Annotated in this window: 25 protein-coding genes; 17 read left to right on the top strand and 8 right to left on the bottom strand. The window is 54.5% G+C overall.

The features are described 5' to 3' along the window. Positions 1-80 precede the first annotated feature (80 nt). The 9 genes from E2H98_RS04385 to E2H98_RS04345 all read left to right on the top strand — a co-directional run bounded on the left by E2H98_RS04385 (position 81) and on the right by E2H98_RS04345 (position 8,029). Complete coding sequence (locus tag E2H98_RS04385) at positions 81-1,658, top strand: tetratricopeptide repeat-containing sulfotransferase family protein (protein WP_133591567.1); 1,578 nt, start codon at positions 81-83, stop codon at positions 1,656-1,658. Beyond that, positions 1,658-2,635, top strand: a complete 978-nt coding sequence (locus tag E2H98_RS04380; protein ID WP_133591569.1) for a class I SAM-dependent methyltransferase — start codon at positions 1,658-1,660, stop codon at positions 2,633-2,635. Before E2H98_RS04385 ends, E2H98_RS04380 begins: the two co-directional genes overlap by 1 nt. Before the next feature lie 362 nt (positions 2,636-2,997). Continuing rightward, entirely contained in the window at positions 2,998-3,780 is a 783-nt protein-coding gene (locus E2H98_RS04375; protein WP_157591246.1) for a DUF3450 domain-containing protein, read from the top strand. Further along, positions 3,780-5,132, top strand: a complete 1,353-nt coding sequence (locus E2H98_RS04370; protein ID WP_133591573.1) for a MotA/TolQ/ExbB proton channel family protein — start codon at positions 3,780-3,782, stop codon at positions 5,130-5,132. Before E2H98_RS04375 ends, E2H98_RS04370 begins: the two co-directional genes overlap by 1 nt. Positions 5,133-5,135: 3 nt before the next feature. After that, complete coding sequence (locus tag E2H98_RS04365) at positions 5,136-5,660, top strand: MotA/TolQ/ExbB proton channel family protein (protein ID WP_133591576.1); 525 nt, start codon at positions 5,136-5,138, stop codon at positions 5,658-5,660. A 20-nt stretch (positions 5,661-5,680) separates the two neighbouring features. Continuing rightward, positions 5,681-6,082 (top strand): ExbD/TolR family protein, encoded by a 402-nt coding sequence (locus tag E2H98_RS04360; protein WP_157591245.1) that lies wholly within the window; start codon positions 5,681-5,683, stop codon positions 6,080-6,082. Between the two features lie 3 nt (positions 6,083-6,085). Next, positions 6,086-6,337 (top strand): hypothetical protein, encoded by a 252-nt coding sequence (locus tag E2H98_RS04355; protein WP_157591244.1) that lies wholly within the window; start codon positions 6,086-6,088, stop codon positions 6,335-6,337. A gap of 20 nt (positions 6,338-6,357) precedes the next feature. Further along, a complete protein-coding gene (locus E2H98_RS04350; protein WP_157591243.1) occupies positions 6,358-6,723 on the top strand; it encodes an energy transducer TonB in 366 nt (121 codons plus the stop codon). A gap of 34 nt (positions 6,724-6,757) precedes the next feature. Continuing rightward, a complete protein-coding gene (locus E2H98_RS04345) occupies positions 6,758-8,029 on the top strand; it encodes a hypothetical protein (RefSeq protein ID WP_133591581.1) in 1,272 nt (423 codons plus the stop codon). Positions 8,030-8,135: 106 nt separating this feature from the next. On the opposite strand, the gene hutH is transcribed toward E2H98_RS04345, so the two are convergent. The 3 genes from hutH to hutC all read right to left on the bottom strand — a co-directional run bounded on the left by hutH (position 8,136) and on the right by hutC (position 12,153). Then, positions 8,136-9,671, bottom strand: coding sequence for a histidine ammonia-lyase (hutH, locus tag E2H98_RS04340; RefSeq protein ID WP_133591583.1), 1,536 nt, complete (start codon positions 9,669-9,671; stop codon positions 8,136-8,138). 71 nt (positions 9,672-9,742) lie between these two features. Next, the gene (gene hutU, locus E2H98_RS04335; protein ID WP_133591585.1) at positions 9,743-11,416 is read right to left on the bottom strand and encodes a urocanate hydratase; all 1,674 of its coding nucleotides are present in this window, start codon (positions 11,414-11,416) and stop codon (positions 9,743-9,745) included. Then, complete coding sequence (hutC, locus tag E2H98_RS04330) at positions 11,413-12,153, bottom strand: histidine utilization repressor (RefSeq protein WP_157591242.1); 741 nt, start codon at positions 12,151-12,153, stop codon at positions 11,413-11,415. The genes hutU and hutC overlap by 4 nt, the downstream gene beginning before the upstream one ends. 73 nt (positions 12,154-12,226) lie before the next feature. On the opposite strand from hutC, the gene hutG reads away from it, so the two are divergent. Next, positions 12,227-13,024 carry an N-formylglutamate deformylase gene (gene hutG / locus E2H98_RS04325; protein ID WP_133591589.1) on the top strand — a complete coding sequence of 266 codons (798 nt, stop codon included), beginning with the start codon at positions 12,227-12,229 and terminating at the stop codon, positions 13,022-13,024. A 43-nt stretch (positions 13,025-13,067) separates the two neighbouring features. On the opposite strand, the gene hutI is transcribed toward hutG, so the two are convergent. Continuing rightward, positions 13,068-14,273 carry an imidazolonepropionase gene (gene hutI / locus E2H98_RS04320; protein WP_133591591.1) on the bottom strand — a complete coding sequence of 402 codons (1,206 nt, stop codon included), beginning with the start codon at positions 14,271-14,273 and terminating at the stop codon, positions 13,068-13,070. 52 nt (positions 14,274-14,325) lie between these two features. Here hutI and E2H98_RS04315 point away from each other — a divergent pair, with 52 nt between their 5' ends. After that, positions 14,326-15,693, top strand: a complete 1,368-nt coding sequence (locus tag E2H98_RS04315; protein WP_133591593.1) for a formimidoylglutamate deiminase — start codon at positions 14,326-14,328, stop codon at positions 15,691-15,693. Continuing rightward, positions 15,690-16,139: a GNAT family N-acetyltransferase gene (locus tag E2H98_RS04310; protein ID WP_133591595.1), complete on the top strand. Its 450-nt coding sequence runs from the start codon at positions 15,690-15,692 to the stop codon at positions 16,137-16,139. The genes E2H98_RS04315 and E2H98_RS04310 overlap by 4 nt, the downstream gene beginning before the upstream one ends. On the opposite strand, the gene E2H98_RS04305 is transcribed toward E2H98_RS04310, so the two are convergent. From E2H98_RS04305 to E2H98_RS04290, 4 genes are all read right to left on the bottom strand, one after another. Next, on the bottom strand, positions 16,093-18,030 hold the full coding sequence (locus tag E2H98_RS04305) for an ATP-binding protein (RefSeq protein WP_133591597.1): 1,938 nt from the start codon (positions 18,028-18,030) through the stop codon (positions 16,093-16,095). The two genes, E2H98_RS04310 and E2H98_RS04305, sit on opposite strands and share 47 nt — an antisense overlap. Beyond that, positions 18,027-18,947 (bottom strand): ABC transporter substrate-binding protein, encoded by a 921-nt coding sequence (locus E2H98_RS04300; protein WP_157591241.1) that lies wholly within the window; start codon positions 18,945-18,947, stop codon positions 18,027-18,029. The genes E2H98_RS04305 and E2H98_RS04300 overlap by 4 nt, the downstream gene beginning before the upstream one ends. Before the next feature lie 147 nt (positions 18,948-19,094). Further along, positions 19,095-19,793, bottom strand: a complete 699-nt coding sequence (gene ung / locus E2H98_RS04295) for a uracil-DNA glycosylase (protein ID WP_133591601.1) — start codon at positions 19,791-19,793, stop codon at positions 19,095-19,097. Between the two features lie 47 nt (positions 19,794-19,840). Beyond that, positions 19,841-21,802 carry a lytic transglycosylase domain-containing protein gene (locus tag E2H98_RS04290; protein ID WP_162848193.1) on the bottom strand — a complete coding sequence of 654 codons (1,962 nt, stop codon included), beginning with the start codon at positions 21,800-21,802 and terminating at the stop codon, positions 19,841-19,843. A 229-nt stretch (positions 21,803-22,031) separates the two neighbouring features. Between E2H98_RS04290 and phhA the strand changes: the two genes are divergently transcribed. From phhA to maiA, 5 genes are all read left to right on the top strand, one after another. Next, positions 22,032-22,835, top strand: a complete 804-nt coding sequence (gene phhA / locus E2H98_RS04285; RefSeq protein WP_133591605.1) for a phenylalanine 4-monooxygenase — start codon at positions 22,032-22,034, stop codon at positions 22,833-22,835. A gap of 104 nt (positions 22,836-22,939) precedes the next feature. Then, entirely contained in the window at positions 22,940-24,073 is a 1,134-nt protein-coding gene (locus tag E2H98_RS04280; protein WP_133591607.1) for a homogentisate 1,2-dioxygenase, read from the top strand. Further along, positions 24,070-24,435 carry a hypothetical protein gene (locus E2H98_RS04275; RefSeq protein ID WP_133591609.1) on the top strand — a complete coding sequence of 122 codons (366 nt, stop codon included), beginning with the start codon at positions 24,070-24,072 and terminating at the stop codon, positions 24,433-24,435. Before E2H98_RS04280 ends, E2H98_RS04275 begins: the two co-directional genes overlap by 4 nt. 12 nt (positions 24,436-24,447) lie before the next feature. Continuing rightward, positions 24,448-25,470 (top strand): fumarylacetoacetate hydrolase family protein, encoded by a 1,023-nt coding sequence (locus E2H98_RS04270; RefSeq protein ID WP_133591611.1) that lies wholly within the window; start codon positions 24,448-24,450, stop codon positions 25,468-25,470. A 23-nt stretch (positions 25,471-25,493) separates the two neighbouring features. After that, entirely contained in the window at positions 25,494-26,138 is a 645-nt protein-coding gene (gene maiA, locus E2H98_RS04265) for a maleylacetoacetate isomerase (RefSeq protein WP_133591613.1), read from the top strand. Positions 26,139-26,151: the final 13 nt, after the last annotated feature.

Here is a 26,151-nt window from a genome sequence, read left to right as displayed (position 1 = left end):
GTCTATCAGCTACTTTTTGGAGCAAGCGTCGAACGACCTTATCTCGATTTCTTTGCCATTTACTTTTCTACGGATTTTCCATGATGAATCAACAGTTCCATGACAGTACTGCTTCCGGTATTTCCCGGCGTTTGCGCTCGATAAACCGCTACCTGGAGATGGGCGACAAGCAGGCTGCCATGAATGCGTTGATTGTCATGGTTCAGTCCCATCCCGAACTGGCCGCACCGAAGCTGCATTTGGCCGATCTGTATTTGGATATCGAAGACAATATCAAGGCACGCTCGCTGGTGTCGCAGGCGATCAAGAACGTCATGGACTCACCCTCCACCGGGCTCAGTTTGTTGAGCACCTTGGGAGCGCTCAGCGAATCTCAACTGATGATCGATATATGCAGAGAGCTGTCCCCGGAAAAATGGGGGTCTGCGTATATGTTGACCATGGTTTCACAACAATTGAGCCTAGCGGGCATTAATGCGTTGGCGCTCAGATTTGCTCAGGCAGCAGTGGCCGCCGATCCGAACTATCCCCCCGGTCTTTATATGCTGGCAACTCTTGAGTTGATGCATGGTGATTTGGCAGCCGCTACCCAACATACCGAACAGTGCTTGAAATGGATTCCTGATGATCCCGGCTCTCACTGGTTATTGTCGAGGTTGCGATTGCCAAACGCCGGTGAACGAATAGACAAGCTCCGTGATTTCCTCGCATGCGCAAAAACCGAGGATGCCAAGATTTGGTTTGCTTTTGCTTTACACAACGAGCTTCATGAGACAAAAGACTACGAGGCCTCCTGGCGTGCGCTGATGGACGGGTGCGCGGTTAAGCGAGCTCAGTTGGGATATTCCCGTGATCACTACGATTCGCTCTTTTCTCATTTACAAAATTGGTCGGCGACTAAGTTCCCTGATGTGCAGGGGTATTCCGATGCGTCATTGCGCCCGGTATTCGTTATTGGCCTGCACCGATCGGGTACTACTTTGGCCGAGCAGATACTTGCCGGCAACAGTCAGGTGAGTTCCGGCGGCGAAACTTATGACATTCGAGCGAGGCTGCGCCAGTTGACCGGTGTTCATTTCTCCGGTGAAATTGATTCGCGAGTCATCACACGGCGTGCTGAGTTGGACTACTTAAAGCTTGGTCGAAGCTACTTGAATGGCATGCGTTGGCGGGCGAACGGCAGACCAATCGTAACGGACAAGTTGCCGTCGAATTATTTCAACGTCGGGTTTATTGCACGTGCCTTGCCGCAGGCGAAATTTATCTTGTTGCGTCGTGACCCCATGGATGTAGGCTTTTCCAGTTTGAGAACACTGTTCAGTCATGCCTGCCCTTATTCTTATGATCAGCTGGATTTTGCGCATTACTATAAGCAGTTCCTTCGTTTGACCAATAGCTGGAAGGACATATTCTCAGATCGAATACTGGAGGTTGACTATCAGCAGTTGGTGGAAGAACCAGAGTTACTTGCCACTCGAATGGCGAATTTTTGTGGGATAAACTTTGAGCCGGGCATGATAAATGTCGCAAATCGAGATGCGGTGGCAACTGCAAGTAGCGTGATGATTCGTGATGGCATTCGCAAGGATCGGGCTCGCGTATGGCAGCACTATCAACAATACCTTGAGCCAATGCGCGACGCGTTGGAGAACGGTTAATGAGCGAACAATCCAAGTCGATAGAACAAACCAGAAAAATCTGGAGTAACTATTGGGCGACTGGCGCGGTAGAAGCGTGCCTAGGTGGGGAAAGTCAGCAGTCAGCGGCGTTGTTGACGTTTTGGCACGAAATCTTTGCCCGATTCAAATCCTGTCAGTCCGTATTGGATGTGGCCACGGGAAACGGATTCTTGCCTCGGCTGTTTCTGTCGACTTCTCCAATAGCTGAGATGACCTTCGATGCCGTAGATATCGCACAGATCAATCCGACTTGGCTCGAGCAAGGAGGTTGGTCAGCATCAATTGCGCTGCGCTTCCATGACGAAGTGTTGGTGGAGCAATTGCCTTTTCCTGATGCCAGTTTCGATTGGGTAATTAGTCAGTTTGGCGTTGAATATTCGGATGTGGAGCGGTCTTTAACGGAGATTGCCAGAGTACTCAAACCTGACGGTAGAATTGCATTTGTGATTCATGATCAACATTCGTTGATTGTCGCGCGAGCAAAGGAAGAGCTTCAGCACCTTGAATGGTTTTTCGAACAACACTTTTTCAATCACACACTGATGATGTGTCAGCTAATGGCCAAAGCCGGTACGGAGTCAGGCCGAAAGGCTTTGTCGCAGGATGAAGGCGCAATACAATCCCGAATAACGTTCAATCAATTGCTGTCAGCGGCGCAAAATCGGGCAAAAACTGGAAAATATTCTGAGCTAATATACGAACTGCTGGATGCCACAATGTCTGGTCTGAATGATTCCAGACAACGAGCGGATGCATCCATAGGCGAAACAAAACTGCGTGATCTTCAGCAGGCATATCAGGATATGTTGGTGCGTCAGAAAGCATTGGTCGCCTGCGCTCGTAACGAACAACAAATTCGGAATTTTGCCCATATATTGGGGCGCAAGTTGGAGAAGTTGGTTCAGCTAAAGACGCCCGACGGCCTGAGCATTGGCTGGTGCGTAACGTTCGGCTGAACATGTTTTGTTCTACTGGCAGCTCCTGTGTCAACGGCCCTTCGAAGGTTAAAAAAGTCGTTCAACAAATGGAGCGACAACTATGGTTCAATGGGGCAATACCATTAAAACAACACTTCTTACCGTCGTGGTAATTGCTCTGAAGTCACGGAGCCCAAAAGCTGTGAATATTTCCCTGTAGGCCGTGGGAAAATAGAAACTCCGTTACATTGACTTACAATTGCTTACGCCCTTATAGTCTGGCGTCGGTTTGTGGGACCCGCAGACTGTATATCTGTTTGATTTTTGCTCAGCTTTGTGCCGAGCTCATAGATCCACTGGTAGATCCAGTCTGATTTATTAACTAACTGTCGGAAATGAATATGCCTATTCAAAATCAATCCGGTTGGCTTCGTGCATCCTGCGCCGCAGCAGCATTGAGTCTGACCATCGGAGCTGTACAGGCGGCAGGGCCTTTTGATACAGCTGTGCAAATTGAGAAGCAAATCACTCGTGCCGCCGCCGAGAGTCAAGAACGAATTGACAAACTGGCTGATCAAAAGCTGGACCTGTCGGCTGAGTACAAAGCGACTCTGCAGCGCATTGACAGTTTGAAGGCCTACAACGCCCAGGTGCGTGAGCTGGTCAAGAGCCAGGAAGCCGAAAAGGTTTCCATCAAGCAGGAAATCGAGAGCGTTGACGATACCGAAAAAGGTTTGGTTCCGTTGATGCAGCAAATGATCGATACGCTGGAGCAATTTGTCGCTCTGGATGTGCCGTTCCTGCCGGAAGAGCGTGAAAAGCGCATTGCCCGTCTGCGTACCAATATGCAGCGTGCTGACATTTCTCTGTCCGAGAAATATCGTCAAATCCTTGAGGCTTACCAGATTGAAGTCGACTACGGTAATTCCTTTGAATCTTACCAAGGTGCGGTTGCGGGCGACGCTGGCGATCTGACCGTCAACTTCCTGCGTTTTGGCCGTATTGCGCTGATTTACAGTACGCTGGATGGCAACAAGGCGTTTGTGTGGAACCACAATGAGAAATCGTGGGAGCCGCTGGCTGCCGACTATCTGTCCGGCATTCGTACAGCGATCGCGATGACGCGTAACCAAGCCCCGAAAGACCTGGTCAAATTGCCTGTATTCGCAGCGGAGTCCAAATAATGAAGCGTTTAATTCTCACTCTTCTCGCGAGCACAATTGCGGCATCGAGTGTCGTATTTGCCGCCGATGCGCCGAAAGCCCAGTCGCTGGACCAGCTGCTGGACATGGTTCGCAAAGCCCAAACCGCTGAGAGCGAGCTTAACCGCCAGCGTGAAGCCCAATTCAAGCAGGCCCGTGACCAACAAGCGGCGCTGCTGAATCAGGCCAAAGCTGAGTTGGCTGAACTGGAGCGTGAAAGCGATCGCTTGAAAGCGGCGTTCGATGCCAATGAGAAAGAGTTGGCCGTTCTGGAAGAGCAGAAAACCGTTCGCGTCGGTAACCTCGGCGAAATGTTCGGTGTAGTGCGTCAGGCTGCGGGCGACATGGCTGCTCGTATCAACCGTTCTTATGTATCGGCTGAAATCCCGGGCCGCGCCAAGTTCCTTGAGGACATGGCGCAGTCGAAAGCACTGCCGAAAATCGAAGCGTTGCGTAACCTGTGGGTTTCGATGCAGCAGGAAATGACCGAACAGGGCAAAATAAGCCGCTTCACCGCTCCGGTTGTTCTTGGCGACGGTACTCAAGTAGAGCGTGAGCTGGTTCGTGTTGGTGCATTCAACCTGGTCAGTGACGGTGAGTACTATATTTACAGTCCGGAAACCAACCAGATTCAGGAACTGGCTCGCCAGCCAGTTGCCCGCGTTGTCAGCTTGGTTGATGATTTCGAGAGCAACAGCTCCGGTTTTGAGCCGCTATATGTCGATCCAACCCGTGGCGGACTGTTGCAGTTGGTTGTTCAAGCCCCAGATCTGATGGAGAAATATCATCAGGGCGGTGTGGTTGGTTACGTCATTACTGGTGTGTTCTTCGTCGGTATCCTGATCGTGCTTGAGCGCCTGATCACGTTGACTATTGTCGGCGGCCAGATTCGCTCGCAGCTGAAATCCGCCACGCCGGGCAACAATCCGTTGGGTCGTGTCATGTCGGTCTATCTGGCCAACAAAGATGCCGATACTGATAACCTCGAGCTGAAGCTTGACGAAGCGATCATGAAAGAAGTGCCACGCCTGGAGCGCGGTATCGCAATGGTCAAAGTGTTCGCCGCGTTGGCTCCGTTGCTGGGTCTGCTCGGTACCGTTACCGGTATGATCGAGACCTTCCAGGTCATCACGATGTTCGGTGCCGGTGATCCGAAACTGATGGCAAGCGGTATTTCCACCGCGCTGGTTACCACGGTACAAGGTATCGTCACGGCAATTCCGCTGGTCTTCCTGCACAGCCTGATCTCGGGTCGCAGCAAGTCGCTGATCCACATTCTGGAAGAGCAGAGCACCGGCATCATTGCCCAGCACGCAGAGAAAAAAGGGGCGTAATTAATGACCGCGCTTACTAATCTGTGGGAATTCGTCAACCGGTTTATGGAAACCGGTGGCCCGGTGATGTGGATTATTGCCTTCGTACTGTTCGTACTGTGGGCTCTGATCATCGAACGCTGGCTGTACCTGCAGTTTGAATATCCGAAAGAAGCGCGGACCCTGATTGCCAGCTGGCACGCCCGCCAGGACACCTCGTCCTGGCAGGCCCGCCATATTCGCCAGGCGTGGTTGTCGCAAGCGACGGAACGCCTGAATACCCGGATTGTCCTAATCAAGACACTCGTGGCAATTTGCCCTTTGATCGGCCTTTTGGGCACGGTCTGGGGCATGATCAACGTGTTTGAGGCGATGTCCTCACAGGGCTCCGGCAACGCACGTCTGATGGCGAATGGTATTTCGATGGCGACCATGCCGACGATGGCGGGAATGGTGGCTGCAATTTCGGGTCTGTTTGTCGCGGCTCGTCTGGAAGCGTTGGCGCGCAATCGTGCCGAACAGCTTGCCGACAGTCTGCCGCACCATTGATTTGAAGAGCGATTGAGCGAATGTCCAAGAGTTCGAGAGGGCAACAGGAAGAAGCGCAGATCGACATGACGCCAATGCTGGACGTCGTGTTCATCATGCTGATCTTCTTCATCACGACCGCTTCGTTTGTGCGCGAAGCCGGTATCGAAGTGCAAAGCCCCGAAGCCAATATGGCGATCAAAAAGCCGGAGGCAAACGTTTTTGTCGCGGTCGGGGCCGATAACAAGATATGGGTCGACAAGCGTCAGGTTGAAGCACCGGTACTGCGCCAGGTCATTGAAAGCCTGCGTGCCGAGAACCCGGGCGGCGCTGTCGTGATTCAGGCTGATAAACAGTCCGACGTAGGCACCGTCATTGCGGCGCTGGACGCCATCAAGGCAGCCGGGGGTGAAGACGTCTCCGTCGCGACGGAAGTGGAGTAAGCCATGATTCGTATTTTGGTTGGCATTATTGGCGGCTTGGCTGCTGCGTTTGCGCTGTTTGTATTTATGGCATTTCTGGTTTCGGTCGGCGAAGTAAAGTTGAATACGGCTGAACGGGTGGACATCGATTTTTCGATGTCAAACCGGACGACGAAACGAAGACCAAAGAGCGCAAGCCGCCCAAGAAGCCAGAACCACCTAAGACACCTCCTCCGCCCACCGCTGAGCGGGTCAAATCCAATGAAAAGCCCGTAGCACAAATGTTGGATTTGCGGATGGATACGTCTGCCCTTGGATTAGGAGAAGGTTTAAGCCTCGGTGGAGTAGTCGGGGGCGTTGCGTCTTTCACTACCGGCACGGGTGATGGCGAAGCGATTCCGGTGGCTACACTCCCCCCGCGTTATCCGGTCGAGGCGGCTCGTGATGGTATCGAAGGTTATGTTTGCTTCAACTTTTACGTTGAGCCGGACGGTTCGGTAACGGATCTGTCGATCTACGATGCCAAACCGCGTCGGGTTTTCGATTCAGAAGCGCGCCGTGCTATTTCCAAATGGAAATTCAAGCCAAGCGTGGAAGATGGCAAACCGGTCAAGTCTGAGCTGAAAAAGTACTGCCTGGACTTCAAACTGGAACAGGGTTAAGCGAGACACACAAGTTATGAGAAAGGTTAACGTAATGTGGAAAAGCGCTTGCCTCGGTCTATGTGGCCTGGCGCTTTCTGCGGCGCCCGCGATGGCGCTGGACACCAAACTTTCCGCGTCCTGCAAGCCGGTAAAACCGGAGATCGATATTTCCAAGATTGAACGGAAAATCCAGTTGCCGCAGGAGTCGACCTATAAGGCGATGCAAAAGGCGCAGGACCCAATCGGTCGTGAGGCTTATGACGAAGCACTGGCCATTTTGTTGCCGGTCATTGAGCGCAATGAAGATCGTGCTTATGACAATGCTTGGGTGCGCACGCAGGTGTCGTTCATCTACGCCAGCAAGAAGCAGTGGAACAAAGCGATTGAGCATTCTCGTGCCGCCTTGTCAAAAAATATTCTGTCGGCGACTCAGGAGCTGCAGATCAGAAATAACATGATGTATTTCTATCTGGCGGCCGAGAATTATGCAAAAGCGCTGGAAGCAGCCTTGGAATATTTCAAGTATGCACCCTCGCCAACGGCGGATAATTTGGCGCTTCTTGCTAGCGTCTATTTTGAAGCGGGCAAGAAACGCGAAGCCGTATGTCCTTTGCATCAGGCGATTAACATGTCGAAGGATGTGAAAAAGTCTTGGTACGACTTTTTCTATTCTTTACATGCAGAGCTTCAGGATTTCGAAGGGGCAACGACAGTTTTAATGGAGGCTTTACCAAAGTATCCTGACACGAAGATTTATTGGCAGCAATTGCCGCAGTTGCTATTGCGCTTGAGTCGCGATACGGAAGCTCTGGCCATTATGGAGCTTGCTGACAAACAAGGCATGTTGGAGAAGGAAAGCGAGTTTAAAAATCTTTCCGCTCTGTACAGTCAGTTTGAAGCTCCTTACAAGTCTGCCGAAACGCTTCAACAAGCCGTTAAGGAAGGCAAAGTCAAAGCTGATGAAAAGATTTGGAAACAAATCGGTCAGAATTGGAGTTTGGCGCGTGAGTACCGTAAAGCCATTGAAGCCTACGGCGAAGCAGCCAAGTTTGCCAATGACGGCACTTATTTCCAGTATCAAGGTGAAATTCATTCGGAACTGGAAAACTGGAAAGAGGCTTCCACAGCATTCAACAGCGCACTGGATAAAGGGGGCCTAAAAGATCCAGGTCGTGTTTATCTGAATCTTGGCATTGCTCAGTATAATTCTGGCAATACCAATGCCGCGCTGAGTACGCTGGAGAAAGCAACGAAGTATGAAAAAACTCGCGGTCATGCTGCGCAGTGGATTCAGTTCATCAATATGAAAATCGCTGCTCGTTAAGCGTAGTTGTAACCAGTATTAAAAAAGGCCGTTTAACGGCCTTTTTTATTTCTGTCTATTGCGCCACTTGTCCAATATAGACTGGCGAACTCGCGAGTTGCGATAATCAGCCTGGTGTCGACGGTAAAACCAATTTTACGAGATCGGACAGTTGTCCGTTGACCATATTTGTTGCGGCTTCGATGTCGGTAGCGAAATAACGATCCTGCTCATAATGTTTGACGTGTTCGCGCAACAACTGATGCGCCTGCAGCAGTTTCGGCGATGTTTTCAGCGGCGCTCGGAAGTCGATGCCTTGCGCGGCAGACAGGTATTCGACAGCGATGACGCCGGCAGTATTTTCTGCCATGTCTCTCAAACGCCGGGCAGCGAAGGTTGCCATCGACACATGGTCTTCCTGATTGGCAGAGGTTGGCAGGCTGTCGACTGAGGCGGGATGCGCCAGTGATTTGTTTTCGCTGGCGAGCGCGGCTGCTGTTACCTGTGCAATCATGAAACCGGAATTGACACCGCCATCCTTGACCAGAAATGGTGGCAATTGCGACAGGTGTTTATCCATCAACAGCGCGATACGGCGTTCGCTTAAGGCGCCGATTTCGGCCAGGACGATGGCCAGCACATCGGCGGCCATCGCCACCGGTTCGGCGTGGAAGTTTCCGCCAGAAATGATGTCGCCTTCTTCGCTGAATACCAATGGGTTATCGGAAACGGCGTTGGCTTCGGTTAGCAGCACCGAAGCAGAAAAACGCAGTTGATCCAGGCAGGCGCCCATGACCTGGGGCTGACAACGTAGCGAGTAGGGATCTTGTACTTTGCTGCAGCCAGTATGGGACTGGCGAATCTCGGAATCTTTCAATAATTCGCGATAAGCAGCGGCAACATCGCGTTGGCCTTGATGACCGCGCACGGCGTGAATGCGATCATCGAATGGTGCATCGGAGCCAAGTGCAGCATCGACTGACATTGCACCGCACACGACAGCTGACGCAAACAAGTCTTCGGTGGCAAACAAACCGGCCAGCGCCAAGGCCGTTGAGCACTGGGTTCCGTTCAACAACGCCAAACCTTCCTTCGGTCCAAGCTCAACCGGTTTCAAGCCAGCATTTTTCAATGCGGTTTCGGCATCCAAGGTTTCGCCATTGACCCGAACTTTGCCGACGCCAATCATCGCGCAGCTCATATGCGCCAGCGGCGCCAAATCTCCAGAGGCGCCGACGGAGCCTTTCTCCGGAATACACGGATAGATCTCGGCGTTGATCATATCGAGCAGCAATTGCAGCGTCGCGCGTTGCACACCGGAATGGCCGCGACCCAGGGATGAAGCTTTCAACACCATCAACAGACGCACGACATCGTCGCTGAGCAGTTTGCCGACACCAACGGCATGCGAGAGCACCAGCGACTGCTGAAGTTGTTTCAGCTTATCCGTCGGAATCCGGGTCGAGGCCAACAAACCGAAACCGGTATTGATGCCATAAACGGTGCGACCATCCTTGATGACTTTATCGACGGTGGCCGCCGAGGCCTCAATGGCCGGCCAGAACGCCGGGTCCATCTCGATTACCTGGGCGTGCTGATAATTGGCGCGCAGTTCTACCAGCGTCATCTGGCCTGGGCGCAGCGTGAAAAGTTTTTTGCTCATGTTTGCTCGAATCGCTAGTTGATTTTTAACGGGCCGGTGGAGAAAGTAATCGCTCACCGACCACCAATGCTTCAATCCAGAATTGCCGGCAAATCCAGGCCTTTGTCTTTCGCGCAGGCCAAAGCAATGTCGTAACCGGCATCGGCATGACGCATGACGCCGGTGCCCGGGTCATTCCACAGCACCCGCGCCAGACGTTTGTCGGCGTCCTCAGTGCCATCGCAAACGATGACGACTCCAGAGTGTTGCGAATAACCCATGCCGACGCCGCCGCCATGATGCAGCGACACCCAGGTGGCACCGCCGGCGGTGTTCAGCAACGCGTTCAGCAGTGGCCAGTCGGAAACCGCGTCGGAGCCATCCTGCATGCTTTCGGTTTCACGGTTCGGCGAAGCGACCGAGCCGGAATCGAGGTGGTCGCGACCAATAACGATAGGCGCTTTCAGCTCGCCGTTGCGGACCATTTCGTTGAAGGCCAGGGCCAGGCGATGGCGATCGCCGAGTCCGACCCAGCAGATACGCGCCGGCAAACCCTGGAACGCGATGCGCTCGCGCGCCATATCGAGCCAGTTATGCAGGTGCGGGTTGTCGGGGATCAGCTCTTTGACTTTCTGATCGGTCTTGTAGATATCTTCCGGGTCGCCCGACAGCGCCACCCAGCGGAATGGGCCGATGCCCTGGCAGAACAGCGGTCGAATATAGGCCGGCACAAACCCCGGAAAATCGAAAGCGTTTTTGACGCCTTCATCGTACGCGACCTGACGGATATTGTTGCCGTAATCGACGACCGGGATGTTTTGTTTCGAGAACGCCAGCATCGCTTCGACCTGAATCGCCATCGATTTCTTGGCTTCGCGAATCACCGTTTCCGGATCGGTTTGACGCAGATCCTTGGCTTTGGCCAGCGACCAGCCGATTGGCAGGTAACCATTCAACGGGTCGTGGGCAGAAGTCTGGTCGGTGACCATATCCGGCTTGATGCCGCGCTTGACCAGCTCCGGGAAGACTTCTCCGGCGTTGCCGAGCAGGCCGACCGAAATGGCTTTTCCAGCCTTGCAGGCCTCTTGAATCAGCTTCAGCGCTTCGTCGAGACTGGTGCATTTATGGTCTAGGTAGCGGGTGCGCAGGCGCATGTCGATGCGTGACTCATCGCATTCGACTGCCAGCATCGAGGCACCAGCCATGGTCGCGGCCAACGGTTGGGCGCCGCCCATGCCTCCAAGACCGCCAGTGAGTATCCACTTACCCTTGAGTTCACCACCGAAATGTTTCTTGCCCATCGCGACGAAGGTTTCGTAGGTGCCCTGGACGATCCCCTGCGAGCCGATGTAAATCCAGGAACCGGCGGTCATCTGGCCGTACATCATCAGGCCTTTTTTATCGAGATCGTGGAAATGCTCCCAGTTGGCCCATTTCGGCACCAGATTCGAGTTGGCCAGTAGCACCCGCGGTGCGTCTTTATGAGTCGGGAAAATACCGACCGGCTTTCCGGACTGGATCAGCAGCGTCTGGTCATCGCCGAGTTTTCTCAGACTCTCGATGATCTTGTCGTAGCACTGCCAGTTGCGTGCCGCGCGGCCAATACCGCCATAAACGACCAGACCTTGCGAATTTTCGGCGACGTCTGGATCAAGATTATTCATCAGCATCCGCAGCGCAGCTTCGGTCAGCCAACTTTTGCAGGTTTTCTCGTTGCCGCGCGGGGCGCGGATGACGCGGCTGGCGTCGAAACGGGGATCGGTCATACGTGGATGTCCTCCAGAATCGTGGATTGGCTAGGGGAGACGCCGATCCGACCGGCCAGCCGGTAACGGGTTCCCGGGTGATAAAGGGTCGCGTAGCTGATCACCTGCGGTCCGGACCAGGTGGTCCGGCGCACGACCAGGCAGGCTTCCAGCTCGGAAAGCTGTAGCACGCGTTTCAACTTCAAATCAGGCAAATGGGCTTCGATAACGTGCTCGGCGGCGGTCAGCGGCGCTACACGGGAAAGGTAGACATTCGGTGTCTCGCGCTGAAAATCCTGGCGCAGGTATTCCGGCACCGCGTTCGGGTGCACCCAACGATCTTCGAGCTGCACCGGCAGCTTGTTTTCCAGGTGCAGGATGATCGAATGGAAGGCAGGCGCCCGTTCTTCCAGTTGGAACAATTCACGGACCTGTGCCGGCGGTACTTCGGCCTGCAGCAGCTTGATTTGATTGGCATAGGACTGGCCGAGCGCCCGTACCTCGTCGGCGATATTGCGCACCTGCACGAACGAGGCCTGCATTTTCGGCGGCGCCACGAACGTGCCTTTGCCTTGAACCCGGTACAACACGCCGTCTTCGGTCAATTCTTCCAGTGCCCGTCGGGCAGTCATCCTCGATACCCCGCAAATCGCGACCAGTTCGTTCTCCGATGGCACTTGCGCATCAACGGGCCAGGTGCCGGCGGCAATGCCGTCGCTCAAGTACTGAATAACTGACTGATAGCGTTTTTGCGACACCGGAAACCTCGCCCTTGAATGCTTGTATATACAAGATATACTAGGGCGAACGAAAGCTCAACGGGGTCTATGCATGAATCCGATTTACTCGTTGCATCAGGGCAGTGTGCCGATGTTGATTTCAATGCCACATAACGGCACCGAGATCCCGGCCGAACTGAAAGCGCGAATGACGCCTGCCGCGCACCGGGTTGCCGATACCGACTGGTTTCTCGACCGATTGTATGGATTTGCCAAAGACCTCGGCTGCAGCATGCTGAACCCGCGCTACTCCCGTTACGTCATCGATTTGAACCGGGCGCCCGATGGCCAGATCCTTTATGCCGGTGCCAACAATACCGAGCTATGCCCAACCAGCACTTTTGCCGAAGAGCCAATTTACCAGCCCGGTGAACAGCCGGATGAAACGGAAATCGCCGAGCGTGTCGGCAAGTATTGGCAGTCTTACCATCAGGCGATTATTGATGAACTGGCGCGCATCAAAGCGCAGCATGGTTATGCGCTGTTGTTCGAAGCCCACACGATTCGCTCGGAAGTGCCGCGGTTTTTTCAAGGCCGTTTACCGGATATCAATTTCGGTAATGCTGATGGCAAAAGTTGTCTGGAATCGCTGGTCAAACCGCTAGCGCACATTGATTACGCGCCCTACACACAGGTGCTGAATGGCCGCTTCAAAGGCGGTTACATCACTCGTCATTACGGCCAGCCGGAGCGTAATGTGCACGCCTTGCAACTGGAGTTATCGCAGATTACTTATCTTGACGAAAAGACACTGCAGTGGCATGACAATAACGCCAGCAAAATCATGCCGGTGTTGCAGCGAATCGTCGAAGCGCTGTTATTGGTCGGCAATCCGGCGCTGAGCAAGTAGATCAGCGCCAGGAGCGAACGCGTCAGTGTCAGGAGCAAACCCGTCAGCGCCAGGAAAACGCGCCTCGATAGCCGCGGCCAATGCAGGAATTGGCGCCAATGCGATAGCTAAGCTCGGCCGGATGTTGGCAATCGAACACAGCAAAATCGGCAAACTTTCCGCGCTCCAGACTGCCGATTTCATTTGCAGCACCGAGCGCTTTTGCGGCATGAATGGTGACGCCTTGCAGCGCTTCGAGTGGCGTCATCCGGAACAGCGTGCAGGCCATATTCAACATCAGCAGCAGCGATTCGGCCGGCGACGAGCCGGGATTGGAGTCGGAGGCCAAAGCGATTGGTACCTTGTGCTGACGCAGTGCTTCCATCGGCGGCAGTTTGGTTTCACGCAGAAAATAAAATGCGGCAGGTAACAGCACAGCGACGGTACCGTGTTTGGCCAACGTTGGCACATCGACCGGGTTGAGAAACTCCAGATGATCGGCAGACAATGCGTCCATTTCAGCGGCTTTTTTCGCTCCTTGCAGATTCGATAGTTGTTCGGCATGAATTTTTATCGGCAGTGAAAGGCGCCGCGCTGCTTCCAGCATTCGTTCACTCTGCGCCCAACTAAAACCAATCGATTCGCAGAATACATCGACGGCATCAACAAGTCGTTCTTGGTGTAGTGTCGGTAATACTTCATCAATCAAATAATCGAGGTATTGATCGGCTTTGCCAGCAAACTCCGGTGGCACCGCATGGGCGCCAAGAAACGTGCGGCGCACGCTGATTGGATGTTGCTCACCAAGTCGCGTAGCCACCTGCAGCATTTTTCGTTCACTGGCCAAATCGAGGCCATAACCGCTTTTGATTTCAATCGTCGTGACGCCTTCGGCCAGCCAGTGCTTCAGGCGTTTGCTGGCTTGCTCGAACAAGATCTCGACGCTGGCGGCACGGGTGGCGGCAACGGTGGAGACAATGCCGCCTCCGGCTTTGGCAATGTCGGCGTAGCTGGCGCCATTCAGGCGCATTTCGAACTCATTGGCGCGATGACCGCCGTAGACCAGATGGGTATGGCAATCGATCAACCCGGGTGTGATCAGTGCGCCTTGCAAATCAATGCGTTCGCCGCCGTTGTCCGGTGCCATTTTGGCTGCGCCAATATACTGAATGCGGCCATCGGCGACCTGCATTTCGCCGTTTTCGACGAGACCATAGTCTTTGCCTTGCATCGTGCAAAAACGACCGTTGACGTAGCGAGTTAGCTGCATGCGATAAACGATTTGCGATTAGAATATCGCCATTCTAACAGGAATCCTTGCCATGAAAGTTTTTGCCAAACTCGCGTTGTTGCCGCAAGGCTGGGCACGTGATGTCGTCATTGAGGTCAATGCCGAAGGCGTGATCGACGGAGTGCAATGCAACAGCAGTGCTGATGGTGCGCAAGTGCTGGATGGTGTGTTGCTACCGGGCATGACCAATCTGCATTCGCACGCGTTTCAGCGCGCGATGGCCGGTTTGACGGAGTATAGACAGCACGAGCAGGACAGTTTCTGGAGTTGGCGTGAACTGATGTATCGCTTTGCCGCCAACATCACGCCAGAACAATTGCAGCACATTGCCCACTGGCTTTACATCGAGATGTTGAAAGCCGGTTTTACTGGCGTTTGCGAATTTCACTATCTGCATCATGATCGCGACGGCAACGCGTTTACCGACCCGGCCGAGATGTCGCAACGCATCGTCAATGCCGCCAATGCGTCCGGTATCGCATTGACGCATTTGCCGGTGTTGTATCGCTACGCAGGATTTGGCCAGCAAGCGCCCAAGCCGGGCCAAAAGCGATTCATTCACGATCTGGAATGTTATCAGCGACTGCTGGAGTCGCTGCAAAAAACTGTGCGCAACAGTCATCACCAACTCGGCATTGCGCCGCATAGTTTGCGTGCCGTCGATGAAGACAGCTTGCGCGAGGCGTTGGCGATGATTGATGCGCTCGACAACAATGCGCCGGTACATATCCATATCGCCGAACAACAACAGGAAGTGCAGGATTGTTTGCAGTTCAGCGGCGAGCGGCCGGTGCAATGGTTACAGCGCCGTTTCGATGTCAACCGGCGCTGGTGCTTGGTGCATGCGACGCATATCAACGAAGAAGAGCGCCAAACGTTGGCCCGTTCCGGTGCCGTGGCCGGCATTTGCACAACAACCGAAGCCAATCTTGGCGATGGGCTTTTTCCTATCGCGAATTACTGTCAGGAAGGCGGCGCCTTTGGTGTCGGCAGTGATTCCAATGTTTCCGTTTCATTGGTTGAGGAATTGCGCTGGTTGGAATACGGTGCCCGTTTGCAGGCACAGCGCCGGGCGGTGTTATCAAACACCGAGGAGAGCGTCGGTCAGTATTTGTATAGTCGGGCGGTGCGCGGTGGCGCGTTGGCTTCCGGGCGAAAAACCGGCGCAATCGCGGTCGGGCATTCGGCGGATTTTGTTGTATTGCAGGAATCAGAGCTCAGCGATTCGCCAGTGCCGAATGCGCGTCATCTGGATCACTGGTTGTTCGTTGGTCATTCGGCTCGAGTCCGCGATGTGTTTGTTGCCGGCAAGCGAGTTGTTGCGGATGGCCGCCATGCCGATGAAGAAACCGCCTGGCAACGTTATCAATCAACATTGAAAGTCCTGTTGCAAGCATGAGTCTTATGCTGCGTTCCGCGACGTTTTCCGATGCGCCAGTATTCGAGCGGATCTTTTTGTCGCATCTTGAACAAATGGTAACAGATGCCGGGTCTCCGGCACGGGAACGTTTGCGCACGCAACATACCGCGCAGCAGTTTCTTTCGCGCTTGCAGCAAGGTTGGCTCGGAATTGTCGTTGAGCAGCAGGACCGTGTGGCGGGTTTTCTGATGTTGCGGCCACCGACGCATCTTTTCAGTTTGTATGTGGCGGCAGAACAGGTTGGTAGCGGAATCGGAACGGTGCTGTTACAGGCATTATTCGAACAAATGCCGCAGTCGGTGATTACCGTCAATTCCTCGGTGAGGGCGGAAACGTTTTATCGTCGCCATGGCTTTGAGCCTAGCGATACCTGGCAAATCAATGACGGGCTGCGTTATCTGCCGATGCAACGTCCATTGCGCTGAAACGACCAAACCAGCGAGCAACGGTTTGATTCAGTTGCTCGCGGTTAATGGGTTTTGCCAGATAATCATCCATGCCGGCCGCGAGGCAGCGCTCCTTATCTCCCTGCATCGCGTTGGCCGTTAACGCGATAATCGGCGTGTAGCGCTGTTCGGCTTTCTCGGTTATTCGCCATTGCCGTGTTGCTTCAAAACCATCCATGCCCGGCATCTGGCAATCCATCAAAATCAAATCGTAATGATTGCGTGCCAGCAGCGACAGCGCTGCTTCGCCATCGTTGGCGGCATCGACTTCCAGGCCGAGTAGTTTAAGCATGCCACGCGTAACGGCTTGGTTGACGATATTGTCTTCGACCAACAGCACCCGGCCTTCGAGCTTCAGTGCTTTGTCGATTTCCGGTTTTTGTTGCGACGATTCGGTAGCGGCGCGATAGCGCATCGGTATGTGTATCGAGAATACCGAGCCGACACCGGGCCGGCTCTTGACTCGCACTTCACCGTTCATCATTGCGACCAATTGCTTGCAAATCGACAAACCCAAACCGGTGCCGCCGTGTTTGCGAGTGGTTGAGCCATCGGCCTGAGTAAAGGCTTCGAAAATGATCGCCAGCTTTTCTTCTGGAATACCAATGCCGGTGTCTTCGACATAGGCCGAGAACATCTGCATATGCTGGTCCATGTTTTCCTGCACAATGCGCACCCGGACATGACCTTGCTCGGTGAATTTGACAGCATTGCCAATCAAATTGACGATCACTTGCCGCAAGCGGGTCGGGTCGCCGAGCAACTCGGTGTCTTTGGTGTTGCCGGCGCTTTCAAACAACAAATCGATTTCGCGCAGACGGGCTTCGCTGCGGAAGGCGTTCATGGCGCGTTTGACCAGTTGCTCCGGATTGAACCAAATCGATTCCAGCACCAGTTTGCCGTCTTCGATTTTCGAGAAATCGAGAATGTCATTGATGATGCGCAGCAGGTGCTCGGTCGATTCGTTGGCGGTACTGACAAACTCGGACTGATACGGTGTCAGCGGTGTTTCTTGTAACAACTGCAACATGCCGAGCGTGCCGTTCATTGGCGTACGCAATTCATGGCTGACGTTGGCGAGGAACTGGCTTTTCGCCCGGTTCGCTGATTCAGCGGCTTGGCGTGAACGTTCCAGGCTTTCCCGGTGTTCCTGTTCCAGCGCTTGCGCTTTTTGCAGGTTCTCGGTCATCTTGTTGACGTCGTTTTCCAGCATGCCTAGCTCACCACCGGAATCCGTCGGCACGCGCACCGAAAATTCGCCAGCACTGATGCGACGCAGCGCTTTCGACAGCCGTTGAATGGGCCGCGAAATCGAACGCGAGATGAACTGTGCAATCAGCGAGGAAATCAATAGCGCCACGCAGCCCAGAATAAACGCGACCCGAATAATCGCTTGCTGACGTTCCTGTGTTTGTTTTTGCGACAGACCAATGGTGATCTCGCCGACTTTCTGGCGCGTCACGGCGCGATTGCCAGCGATCGCTAACGCATCATTAAAGGTATCGAGCGGAATTTCCTGCTGCAGAATCGGTGCGCTGAACGTCAGGCCTTCGCTTGATTGACTGGTCGAGGATTTCTGCCGGAACACCAGCGTGACGCCGCTGGCGTTGTCAATGCGGACAAAGTTGACGTCTTCTTCGGCAATCACCGACTCGACCAGATGCGACAGCAATTGTGCATCGCCAATGACGACACCAAACTCGGCGGCTGGCGCCAATTGCTTGACCATCAATTCACCGCGACGCTGCAGCTGATCGGCAACATCGGTGATCCGGGCGTTAACGAAATAAAATGTCAGCAACAGGAACGTTGCAATGGTCGGTACCAAACCGAGAATGGCGGTGCGGGTGCGGATCAGGCCGGTGTTCATGGTTGTGCTCCGGCGTTGAAACGATTTTGTTGTTCAATCAATTGAATCTGTCTTTTCAGCTCATCGACGCCGGGTGTATTCAAGCCCAGTGAATGGGCAACATCGGTTTTGACCAACACTTCGAAATCACTTGGATAATGCGCCAGTGGCAATTGCACTGCGTGACCATTCTGCCAGCGGCTGGTAAACCGCAGCACTTCGTCGACGATCTGATGAATGGGGGTGTAAGTGGTCGCCAGGCTGCCGGCTTTGACAAAGGCCGGTGAGCTGCCAATCAAGGTTTTGTCCTGACGATACGCCGCGGTCAGAATGGTTTTGATCGTTTGGCTGTTGTAGATCTGCGGGTCGGCATTGGCCAGCAGCACATCGGAACGTTGCAGCACCGAGATCAGTGTCGCCGGCAAATCTGCTGTGGTGCTGACCGGCATCGCAACGACGCTCAGCCCCAGTTTCTCGGCGGCCTGGCTCAGCATTTGCGCTTCGTCAGCGTGGGCAGGGCCGTACAAGTAGCCGACCTGGCGGATGCCGGGCTGCAGTCTTTGGGCCAGCGCCAGTTGCCGAAACGGCGGCGGGTCATGATAGATAGCCGAAACTTGAGCATGACCGCGTTGCAAGGCTTGCAAGCTTTGCTGATAGGCTTCGCGACTGACCAGCATCGCCCAGATCGGCGTATTCGGCGGCATTGCTCGCACGACTTGCAGCGCTTCATTGCCTGCAATCAGCGTCAGATCGAAAGCCTGTTTCCGGTCGCTAGTGGCCGGCAGGTAATCGGTCAGGTGAATGAGCGTTAGCGTGTGGCCTTGGGTGGCAAGCGGCTCGGCAAGCGCTTCGGCAAACTGGACGAAAACCGCTTGCTCTTTGTTGTAGACCAGCGCGATGGATTTGGCATGGCTGAACATTGGCCACAGAATGCACAAGCATGCCGCCATCCATGTCCCGATCTGCCTTGCTCCCGCCAACGTTACTGCCTCCCATCCGTCTGGCGCCATTCAACGCGCTTTCTGGTTCCGATAATCAACGAAACCCAGGCGACTGTCGATGCTTTGTTGTCGACAGCATGGGCTTCATCGCAAATCCCAGTTGATTGGGGCTTGGCCGTGCTTTTGCAGTGCGGCGTTGGCTTTAGAAAAATGCCTGCAGCCGAGAAAGCCTCTATGAGCCGACAGCGGCGAAGGATGCGGTGCCGTCAGCACGGTATGACGGCGGCTGTCGATCATCGACATTTTGCTTTGTGCCGGTTTGCCCCAGAGCATGAACACGACGTGTTCGCAGCGTTCGTTGACGGCGCTGATGACCCGGTTGGTAAATGTCTCCCAACCACGATTCTGGTGCGATTGCGGCTGGCCAGCGCGCACTGTCAGCACCGTGTTCAGCAGCAGCACACCCTGTTCGGCCCAGGCTGACAGGTCGCCATGGCCGGGATGCGCTAACCCCAAGTCCGATTGCAACTCTTTGTAGATGTTTTGCAGCGATGGTGGAATGGCGATATCGCGATGGACCGAGAAACACAGGCCATTGGCTTGGCCAGCTCCGTGGTAGGGGTCTTGTCCGAGAATGACGACTTTGACGCCATCAATTGGCGTGGTTTGCAGCGCCGCAAAAATCCGCTCTTTTGGAGGGAAAACAGTTTGTCCCTGCTGTCTTTCCTGCTGCAAAAACTGCATCAACTGCTGAAAGTAGGGTTGTTCTTTTTCGCCGGCCAGCGCCGTCTGCCAGTGTTTGTCGTTCAAAACCTGTTGTTCCAGTAACTTGTCCAGATTCATCCGGCAAGTTCACGGGATTTTGTTCGGGATTTCAAGCTTTGCAACGATCAAGGCGTGATATTGATCGCCGGGCTTATCGTTGCGGTCGGTGCGCCAATCTGGCTGATCAGATAATCGAAGGCGGAGGTGGGTTGTTCCAGGCGGCCAGAATAAATCAGCGAATAGGCCATGACGTTTTTTACATACTGCTGGGTTTCGTTGTACGGAATCGTTTCAATCCAGATATCGAGCGGCAGCTCGCCGAACTGCTCGCGCCAGCGATTGACCCGGCCCTGGCCAGCGTTATATGCCGCCGTCGCGTAAACAAAATTGCCTTCGTTGCGATCGATTAAATCCGCAAGGTGAGCGACGCCGAGCCGGATGTTCTGGTGCGGTTGAATCAGGTCATGCTGGCCACGATAGGCAATACGGTGTTTTTTTGCCGTCATCTGAGCGGTCGCTGGCATCAATTGCATTAGACCCATGGCGCCGGCCGGTGATTTGGCATCGCTCATGAACGCGGATTCCTGACGGGTAATGGCAAAGGCCCAGGTCGGGTCCAATGCATGTTTTTCCGTTTCCAGCGCGATGCGATCGCGATGCTGCAGCGGGAAACGCACATCCCAAGCGCCCTCAACCGGCGCTTTTGCCAGCGAGAAAATGGCCCGGTCATCCCAGCCCCATTCGTGCGCGATCATGGCAGCAGCTTGCGCTTCGCTCGGTTGCAATGTCGGCAGCATCGCCTGCCATTCGCGCCGGGCCTGAATCGTGCGCGACAGCGCCAGCAATTCCTGGGCACGCCGAATCGAGGAGTGCTCGCGCATCGCCGCCAGCGTTTTTGCAGAAACCTCTAGCGCTGGCGCGGTCGGCTTGCCATTCAAACCAATCTGGGCGCGGGCCAGAAAGCCGTAGTAAGAAGATTCTGATGCCAGCGGTTGCCAGACGGCGCTGGCATGTCCGCTACGGCCCTGGGCGGCAGCGCTCTTGCCGGAGAAATAACGCCAGCGGGCCTGCTCGGCGGTTTTCGCGTCAAGCTGGCTCAGCCAGTAATCGGTATCGTCCCAATTCAATCGGCGCAGGGCATCGACAATGCGCCAGCTATCGATGCGCTCATCGCGTGCATCCTGTGGTATCGCCGCCAGAAAGCCGGTGCCGGCCGGGTGGGCGGCGCTCGCTAATGCCAGCGCATAAGTTTTCTGTACCTGGACGCGCAGCGGATTCGGGAATTGCTCATCGGTGGCGACTTGCTGGTAATGGTTCAACGCCACGTCGCGGTCTCGCCAGGCGAGGCGTTCAAGCCCGTACGCTTTGATGCGATATTCCAGTTCGTCCGGGTAGCTGTGTTTGTGCGGGCGGGCAATCAGGCCAGGGTTTTGCCGCACCTGCAGCCAGTAGTCGACTGCAGCCTGCTCGATTTTCGGCAGGTCTTTTTTTAGCGCCAGCGCGGTCGCCGGTTTGCCGTGGCGTATCGCTTGCTCAATACGTTGCCAGAGCAGCTCAGGTGTTTTACCGCCGAATTCCTGCCAGAGCTTTTCAATCGGACGGCAATCGGCCGGCATGTCTTCGCCTGACAACCACCATTCATGGAATTCCTGCAAGGCTTTGCTGCGCGTGGCAGAGCGTTTGCCGGCCAGATTCAGGTAGTGGCAGCGCAGGCTGTCGTCACGAGTCGGTTGATAGTGCTCAAGAAACGTGTCATCGAGTTGGCGGGCTTTCAGCGAGCGCAGCCATTGCAGCCGCAATTGCTCGGCAAATGGTGCAGGTTGGTGATTGGCGATAAAACTCGCCAGCTCTTCGGGCGAGGTTCGATGCAGGCGCTGACTGAGAACGGCGGCTTCCAGATAGGGTAGCAGCGGGTAATTCTGAAGCTGGCCGCTGTGCTCAGCGAGCGCTTGCGGCTGGCTGTCGATTTTCGCTTCCAGTTGCCGGAACAGCTTGCGCTGGGCTTCATTCTGCTCTGGCGAGGGCGAACCGGCGTTTGCAACAAACGCGACCAGACTGCAGCAGAACAGTACGATCAGTGATTTCATGGTGAAACTTCGGAACCCCGGCACAACTCTGACTAATACCACTGGCGCGGGCAGACTATCGAATAAAGCTATCGAGTTTTGATGATTTGATAAAAATATCCAATCATCATCTTCGAAAGTTTGTCCTTTACGCTGCTCGCACCCAAACTTGATAATAGGTGCAAATATCCCGTCGGCCAAGGCGAAAACGCTGCTTTTTTTTGCTGACGGAACAGCCGCGGAGCGTGTCATGAGCAAAGGTACGAAGTACGTTGCCAAACCCATGGATGAGCAAGGCATCATTCACTGGACCGACGAAGAAAACCAGATTTGGAATGAGTTGATCACCCGCCAGCTGCCGGCCATCAAGGGCAAGGTTTGCGACGAGTACCTGCATGGTCTGGAGCTGCTGAATCTGCCGCACGACCGCATTCCGCAGCTGCACGAAGTGTCGAAAGTGCTGAAAAAGGAAACCGGCTGGGAGGTGGCTTGGGTACCAGCGCTGATTAATTTTTCGACGTTTTTTGATTTGCTACAGCAAAAGAAATTCCCGTGTGCGACGTTCATCCGCACCCGTGAGGAAATGAACTATCTGCAAGAGCCGGATATTTTCCACGAGATTTTCGGCCACTGCGCCATGCTGACCAATCCCTATTTCGCCGAGTTCACCCACACTTATGGCCGCTTGGGCTTCAGTGCCTCGAAAGAGGACCGGGTTTTCCTGGCGCGGCTTTATTGGTTCACCGTCGAGTTTGGTTTGATGCGAACCGCACAAGGGCGTCGTCTCTATGGCGGCGGCATCATCTCGTCGATTGGCGAAACCGAATACGCGATGAGCGACAAGCCGGAATTCCGTCCGTTCGATGTCGTTGATGTGCTGCGCACGCCGTATCGCATCGACATCATGCAACCGGTGTATTTCGAAATCGAATCGCTGCATCAACTGTTTGATGTTGCCCATTCCGACATCATGGCCAAAGTCGAAGAGGCGAAAGCGCTCGGTTTACATGCACCGAAGTTCCCGCCGAAAGACAGCGAAAAGATGGCCAGCTAAACCGATTTTCTGCATGGCGCTGGCGACTCAGCGTAGTTTCCAGCGCCGCGCTTTGATGCTGGGCATTCGGTCCGGCGTCCGCAATCTCCAAAGGAGTTAACACCATGCGCAAGTGGATTCAGTTTCCACATCGTGAAGGCACGATTTCGCGTCAGGCCCATGCCGATTTTCCCGAGCAGGCGATTTATGAGCGGGAAGCCGGCCGCTCTGGTTTTTTCGGCCCGACGGCGCATTTTCATCACAAGAATCCGCCGACCGCATGGACTTCCTGGGAAGGCCCATTGCGTCCGCGTGCGTTTGATTTGAAGCAGCTGACGATCAACACCGAAAGTCCATGGCAGGCGCCGCTGTTCCTGCACAACGCCAGCTGCAAAATGCGTTACTGGCGCTGCGACAAGGACATGGATTTCCTCGCCCGTAATGGTGATGGCGATGATCTGTTTTTCGTCCACGCCGGTGAAGCGGATCTGTTCACCGATTACGGTCGTTTGACGATAGGCGAAGGTGATTACGTGATCATTCCACGCGGCTGCATGTGGCGCCTGGAAGTGAAAAGCCCAATCACGATGCTGATGGTCGAAGCGACCAATGACTCCTACCAATTACCGGAAAAAGGTCTGGTCGGCCCGCAGGCAATTTTCGACCCGGCGATGCTCGATGTACCGGCCATTGACGAACCATTCCTGGCCCAGCAAAACGACAGCCGTAGCTGGAAAGTATTGATCAAGCGCCTCGATGAAGTGTCGACGGTGACCTATCCGCACAGCCCGCTCGATGCCATTGGCTGGCATGGCGACTTGGCCGTTGTGCGCATCAACTGGCGTCATATCCGGCCGTTGATGAGCCACCGTTACCACCTGCCGCCGTCAGCACACACCACCTGGGTGGCTGGCCGTTTTGTCGTCTGCACCTTTGTGCCGCGCCCGATTGAAAGCGATCCGGGGGCGTTGAAAGTGCCGTTCTATCACAACAACGATGATTTCGATGAAGTGATTTTCTATCACATGGGAGATTTCTTCAGCCGTGACAATATCGGCCCGCAGATGATTACCTTCCATCCGAGTGGATTCACTCACGGCCCTCACCCGAAAGCGTTTCAGACCGCGCAGAAGTTTTCCCGCAAGGAAACCGATGAAGTCGCAGTCATGGTCGATACCCGCGACCCACTGATGGTAGGCGAAATCGCCAACAGTGTTGAGCAGAAAGCTTACGCCGATAGCTGGAAAACCAAAGCGTGATGAAGTCAGTCGTAGTCGTTATTCTGAGCATGCTGGCAGGGCCATCACTGGCCTGTCTGCATGACGATACGACGGTTGCGATTCGCTACTTCACCTGTGACGGAGCGCCGACAAAAGTTGAGTTTGCCAATACAAAGCTGGCGCTCAGTTCGGACGTTTACAAAGAGCAAGAGTTGTCCGTCAAACTGCATTTTTCAGACTCGCTGGGAAATGTGGGGCGAGTCGAATACGTTGATGGGCAACACATGCTCTTTAATCGACTGAGGAAAGAGCTTGCCGAACATGTGTATGGTAAAACGCAGTCTGATTGCCTAATAGCTTCGATGAAAGTCGTGAAGATTAATGCAACTAGCGGATATTGAGAGAAGACCTTAATGAAATTTGCCACCCTAAAAAACGGTACCCGTGACGGTCAGTTGGTCGTCGTCAATCGGCAGTTGAGCCAATGCGTTGCGATTCCACAAATCGCGCCGACACTGCAAGCCTTGCTCGACAACTGGGATGCGCTGATTGAAAAAGTGCGCGTCGTTTCAGACGAGTTGAATGCTGGCAAACGCAGCGATGCGCAAAAGTTTGATCAGAGCCACTGCCATTCGCCGTTGCCGCGTGCCTATCAATGGGCGGACGGTTCGGCGTACGTCAATCACGTTGAACTGGTGCGCAAAGCACGCGGTGCGGAAATGCCACCGTCATTCTGGACCGATCCGCTGATTTACCAGGGCGGCTCCGATACCTTCCTGGCGCCACGGGATCCGATCGTCATGGCTTCCGAAGACTACGGCATCGATATGGAATCGGAAATTACTGTTGTCACTTCGGATGTACCGATGGGGGTCAGTGCCGAACAGGCCGCGAAGCACATTCGTTTGATCATGTTGGTCAATGACGTGTCGCTGCGCGGTTTGATTCCAGCTGAACTCGCCAAAGGTTTCGGCTTTTTCCAGAGCAAGCCGTCAAGCGCGTTCTCGCCGGTGGCGGTGACGCCGGATGAACTTGGTGATGCCTGGCGCGATGGAAAATTGCATTTGCCTTTGCTGACTTATCGCAATGATGAACTGATGGGCAAGCCGAATGCCGGCGTCGACATGACCTTCAATTTCCCGACGCTGATTGCTCACGCCGCGAAAACCCGGCCATTGGGGGCGGGCTGCATCATCGGTTCCGGCACGGTGTCGAACAGGGATCCGGAAGGCGGCCCTGGCAAACCGGTCAGCGAAGGAGGCTTGGGTTATTCCTGCATCGCCGAAGTGCGCACCGTTGAAACCATTCTGCAGGGCCAGGCAAAATCGCCGTTCCTGCGTTTTGGTGAGCGGGTGCGTATCGAAATGCATGATGCCGATGGCCAGTCGATTTTCGGCACCATCGATCAAGTGGTTAAAGCGTATAATCCGGCCTGATTCAATCAGGCCGGAATCCCGCATTGAAACTCTACAGTTATTTTCGCTCGTCGGCGGCCTACCGGGTTCGCATTGCACTGAACCTGAAAGGCCTGCCGTACGAAACGTTTGGCGTCCATCTGGTCAAGGATGGCGGTCAGCACCGGCAAGCCACCTATAAAGACGCCAACCCGCAGGGTTTGGTGCCAGCATTGGAAGTCGATGGCGCCGTCATTGGTCAATCTTTGGCCATTCTCGAATACCTGGAAGAAACCCATCCGAAGCCGGCATTATTGCCGGCCGATCCTCTGTTGCGCGCGCAAGTGCGAGCGTTTGCGCTGCATATCGTCTGCGAAATCCATCCGCTGAACAATCTGCGGGTGCTGCAGTATTTGACCGGCAGCGCCGGTTTAAGCGAGGATGCCAAGCTTGCCTGGTATCAGCACTGGATCGCCGAAGGCTTTTCGGCGCTGGAAGCCGATATCGCCCGCCGTCAGCCCAGTGGCCCGTATTGCTTCGGGGAACCACTGACGTTGGCCGATGTCTGTTTGATACCCCAGGTATTCAATGCGCAGCGATTCAACTGTGATATGAGTCCTTATCCGCACCTGATGCGCGTATTCGAAACCTGTAATGCCCTGGCGGCGTTTGCCGATGCGCATCCGTCCCGCCAGCCTGACGCAGAATAATGATCGGAATTTG

Source organism: Permianibacter aggregans (assembly GCF_009756665.1).
Lineage (GTDB): Bacteria > Pseudomonadota > Gammaproteobacteria > Enterobacterales > Permianibacteraceae > Permianibacter > Permianibacter aggregans.
Note: the sequence above shows the minus strand (reverse complement) of the source record. Positions and strands in the feature narration are given on the sequence as shown.

Excerpts from the sequence above, each read along its gene's own strand:
- E2H98_RS04385 (WP_133591567.1), top strand. The coding sequence starts at position 81 with ATGATGAATCAACAGTTCCATGACAGTACTGCTTCCGGTATTTCCCGG.
- E2H98_RS04380 (WP_133591569.1), top strand. The coding sequence starts at position 1,658 with ATGAGCGAACAATCCAAGTCGATAGAACAAACCAGAAAAATCTGGAGT.
- E2H98_RS04375 (WP_157591246.1), top strand. The coding sequence starts at position 2,998 with ATGCCTATTCAAAATCAATCCGGTTGGCTTCGTGCATCCTGCGCCGCA.
- E2H98_RS04370 (WP_133591573.1), top strand. The coding sequence starts at position 3,780 with ATGAAGCGTTTAATTCTCACTCTTCTCGCGAGCACAATTGCGGCATCG.
- E2H98_RS04365 (WP_133591576.1), top strand. The coding sequence starts at position 5,136 with ATGACCGCGCTTACTAATCTGTGGGAATTCGTCAACCGGTTTATGGAA.
- E2H98_RS04360 (WP_157591245.1), top strand. The coding sequence starts at position 5,681 with ATGTCCAAGAGTTCGAGAGGGCAACAGGAAGAAGCGCAGATCGACATG.
- E2H98_RS04355 (WP_157591244.1), top strand. The coding sequence starts at position 6,086 with ATGATTCGTATTTTGGTTGGCATTATTGGCGGCTTGGCTGCTGCGTTT.
- E2H98_RS04350 (WP_157591243.1), top strand. The coding sequence starts at position 6,358 with ATGGATACGTCTGCCCTTGGATTAGGAGAAGGTTTAAGCCTCGGTGGA.
- E2H98_RS04345 (WP_133591581.1), top strand. The coding sequence starts at position 6,758 with ATGTGGAAAAGCGCTTGCCTCGGTCTATGTGGCCTGGCGCTTTCTGCG.
- hutH (WP_133591583.1), bottom strand. The coding sequence starts at position 9,671 with ATGAGCAAAAAACTTTTCACGCTGCGCCCAGGCCAGATGACGCTGGTA.
- hutU (WP_133591585.1), bottom strand. The coding sequence starts at position 11,416 with ATGACCGATCCCCGTTTCGACGCCAGCCGCGTCATCCGCGCCCCGCGC.
- hutG (WP_133591589.1), top strand. The coding sequence starts at position 12,227 with ATGAATCCGATTTACTCGTTGCATCAGGGCAGTGTGCCGATGTTGATT.
- hutI (WP_133591591.1), bottom strand. The coding sequence starts at position 14,273 with ATGCAGCTAACTCGCTACGTCAACGGTCGTTTTTGCACGATGCAAGGC.
- E2H98_RS04315 (WP_133591593.1), top strand. The coding sequence starts at position 14,326 with ATGAAAGTTTTTGCCAAACTCGCGTTGTTGCCGCAAGGCTGGGCACGT.
- E2H98_RS04310 (WP_133591595.1), top strand. The coding sequence starts at position 15,690 with ATGAGTCTTATGCTGCGTTCCGCGACGTTTTCCGATGCGCCAGTATTC.
- E2H98_RS04305 (WP_133591597.1), bottom strand. The coding sequence starts at position 18,030 with ATGAACACCGGCCTGATCCGCACCCGCACCGCCATTCTCGGTTTGGTA.
- ung (WP_133591601.1), bottom strand. The coding sequence starts at position 19,793 with ATGAATCTGGACAAGTTACTGGAACAACAGGTTTTGAACGACAAACAC.
- E2H98_RS04290 (WP_162848193.1), bottom strand. The coding sequence starts at position 21,802 with ATGAAATCACTGATCGTACTGTTCTGCTGCAGTCTGGTCGCGTTTGTT.
- phhA (WP_133591605.1), top strand. The coding sequence starts at position 22,032 with ATGAGCAAAGGTACGAAGTACGTTGCCAAACCCATGGATGAGCAAGGC.
- E2H98_RS04280 (WP_133591607.1), top strand. The coding sequence starts at position 22,940 with ATGCGCAAGTGGATTCAGTTTCCACATCGTGAAGGCACGATTTCGCGT.
- E2H98_RS04270 (WP_133591611.1), top strand. The coding sequence starts at position 24,448 with ATGAAATTTGCCACCCTAAAAAACGGTACCCGTGACGGTCAGTTGGTC.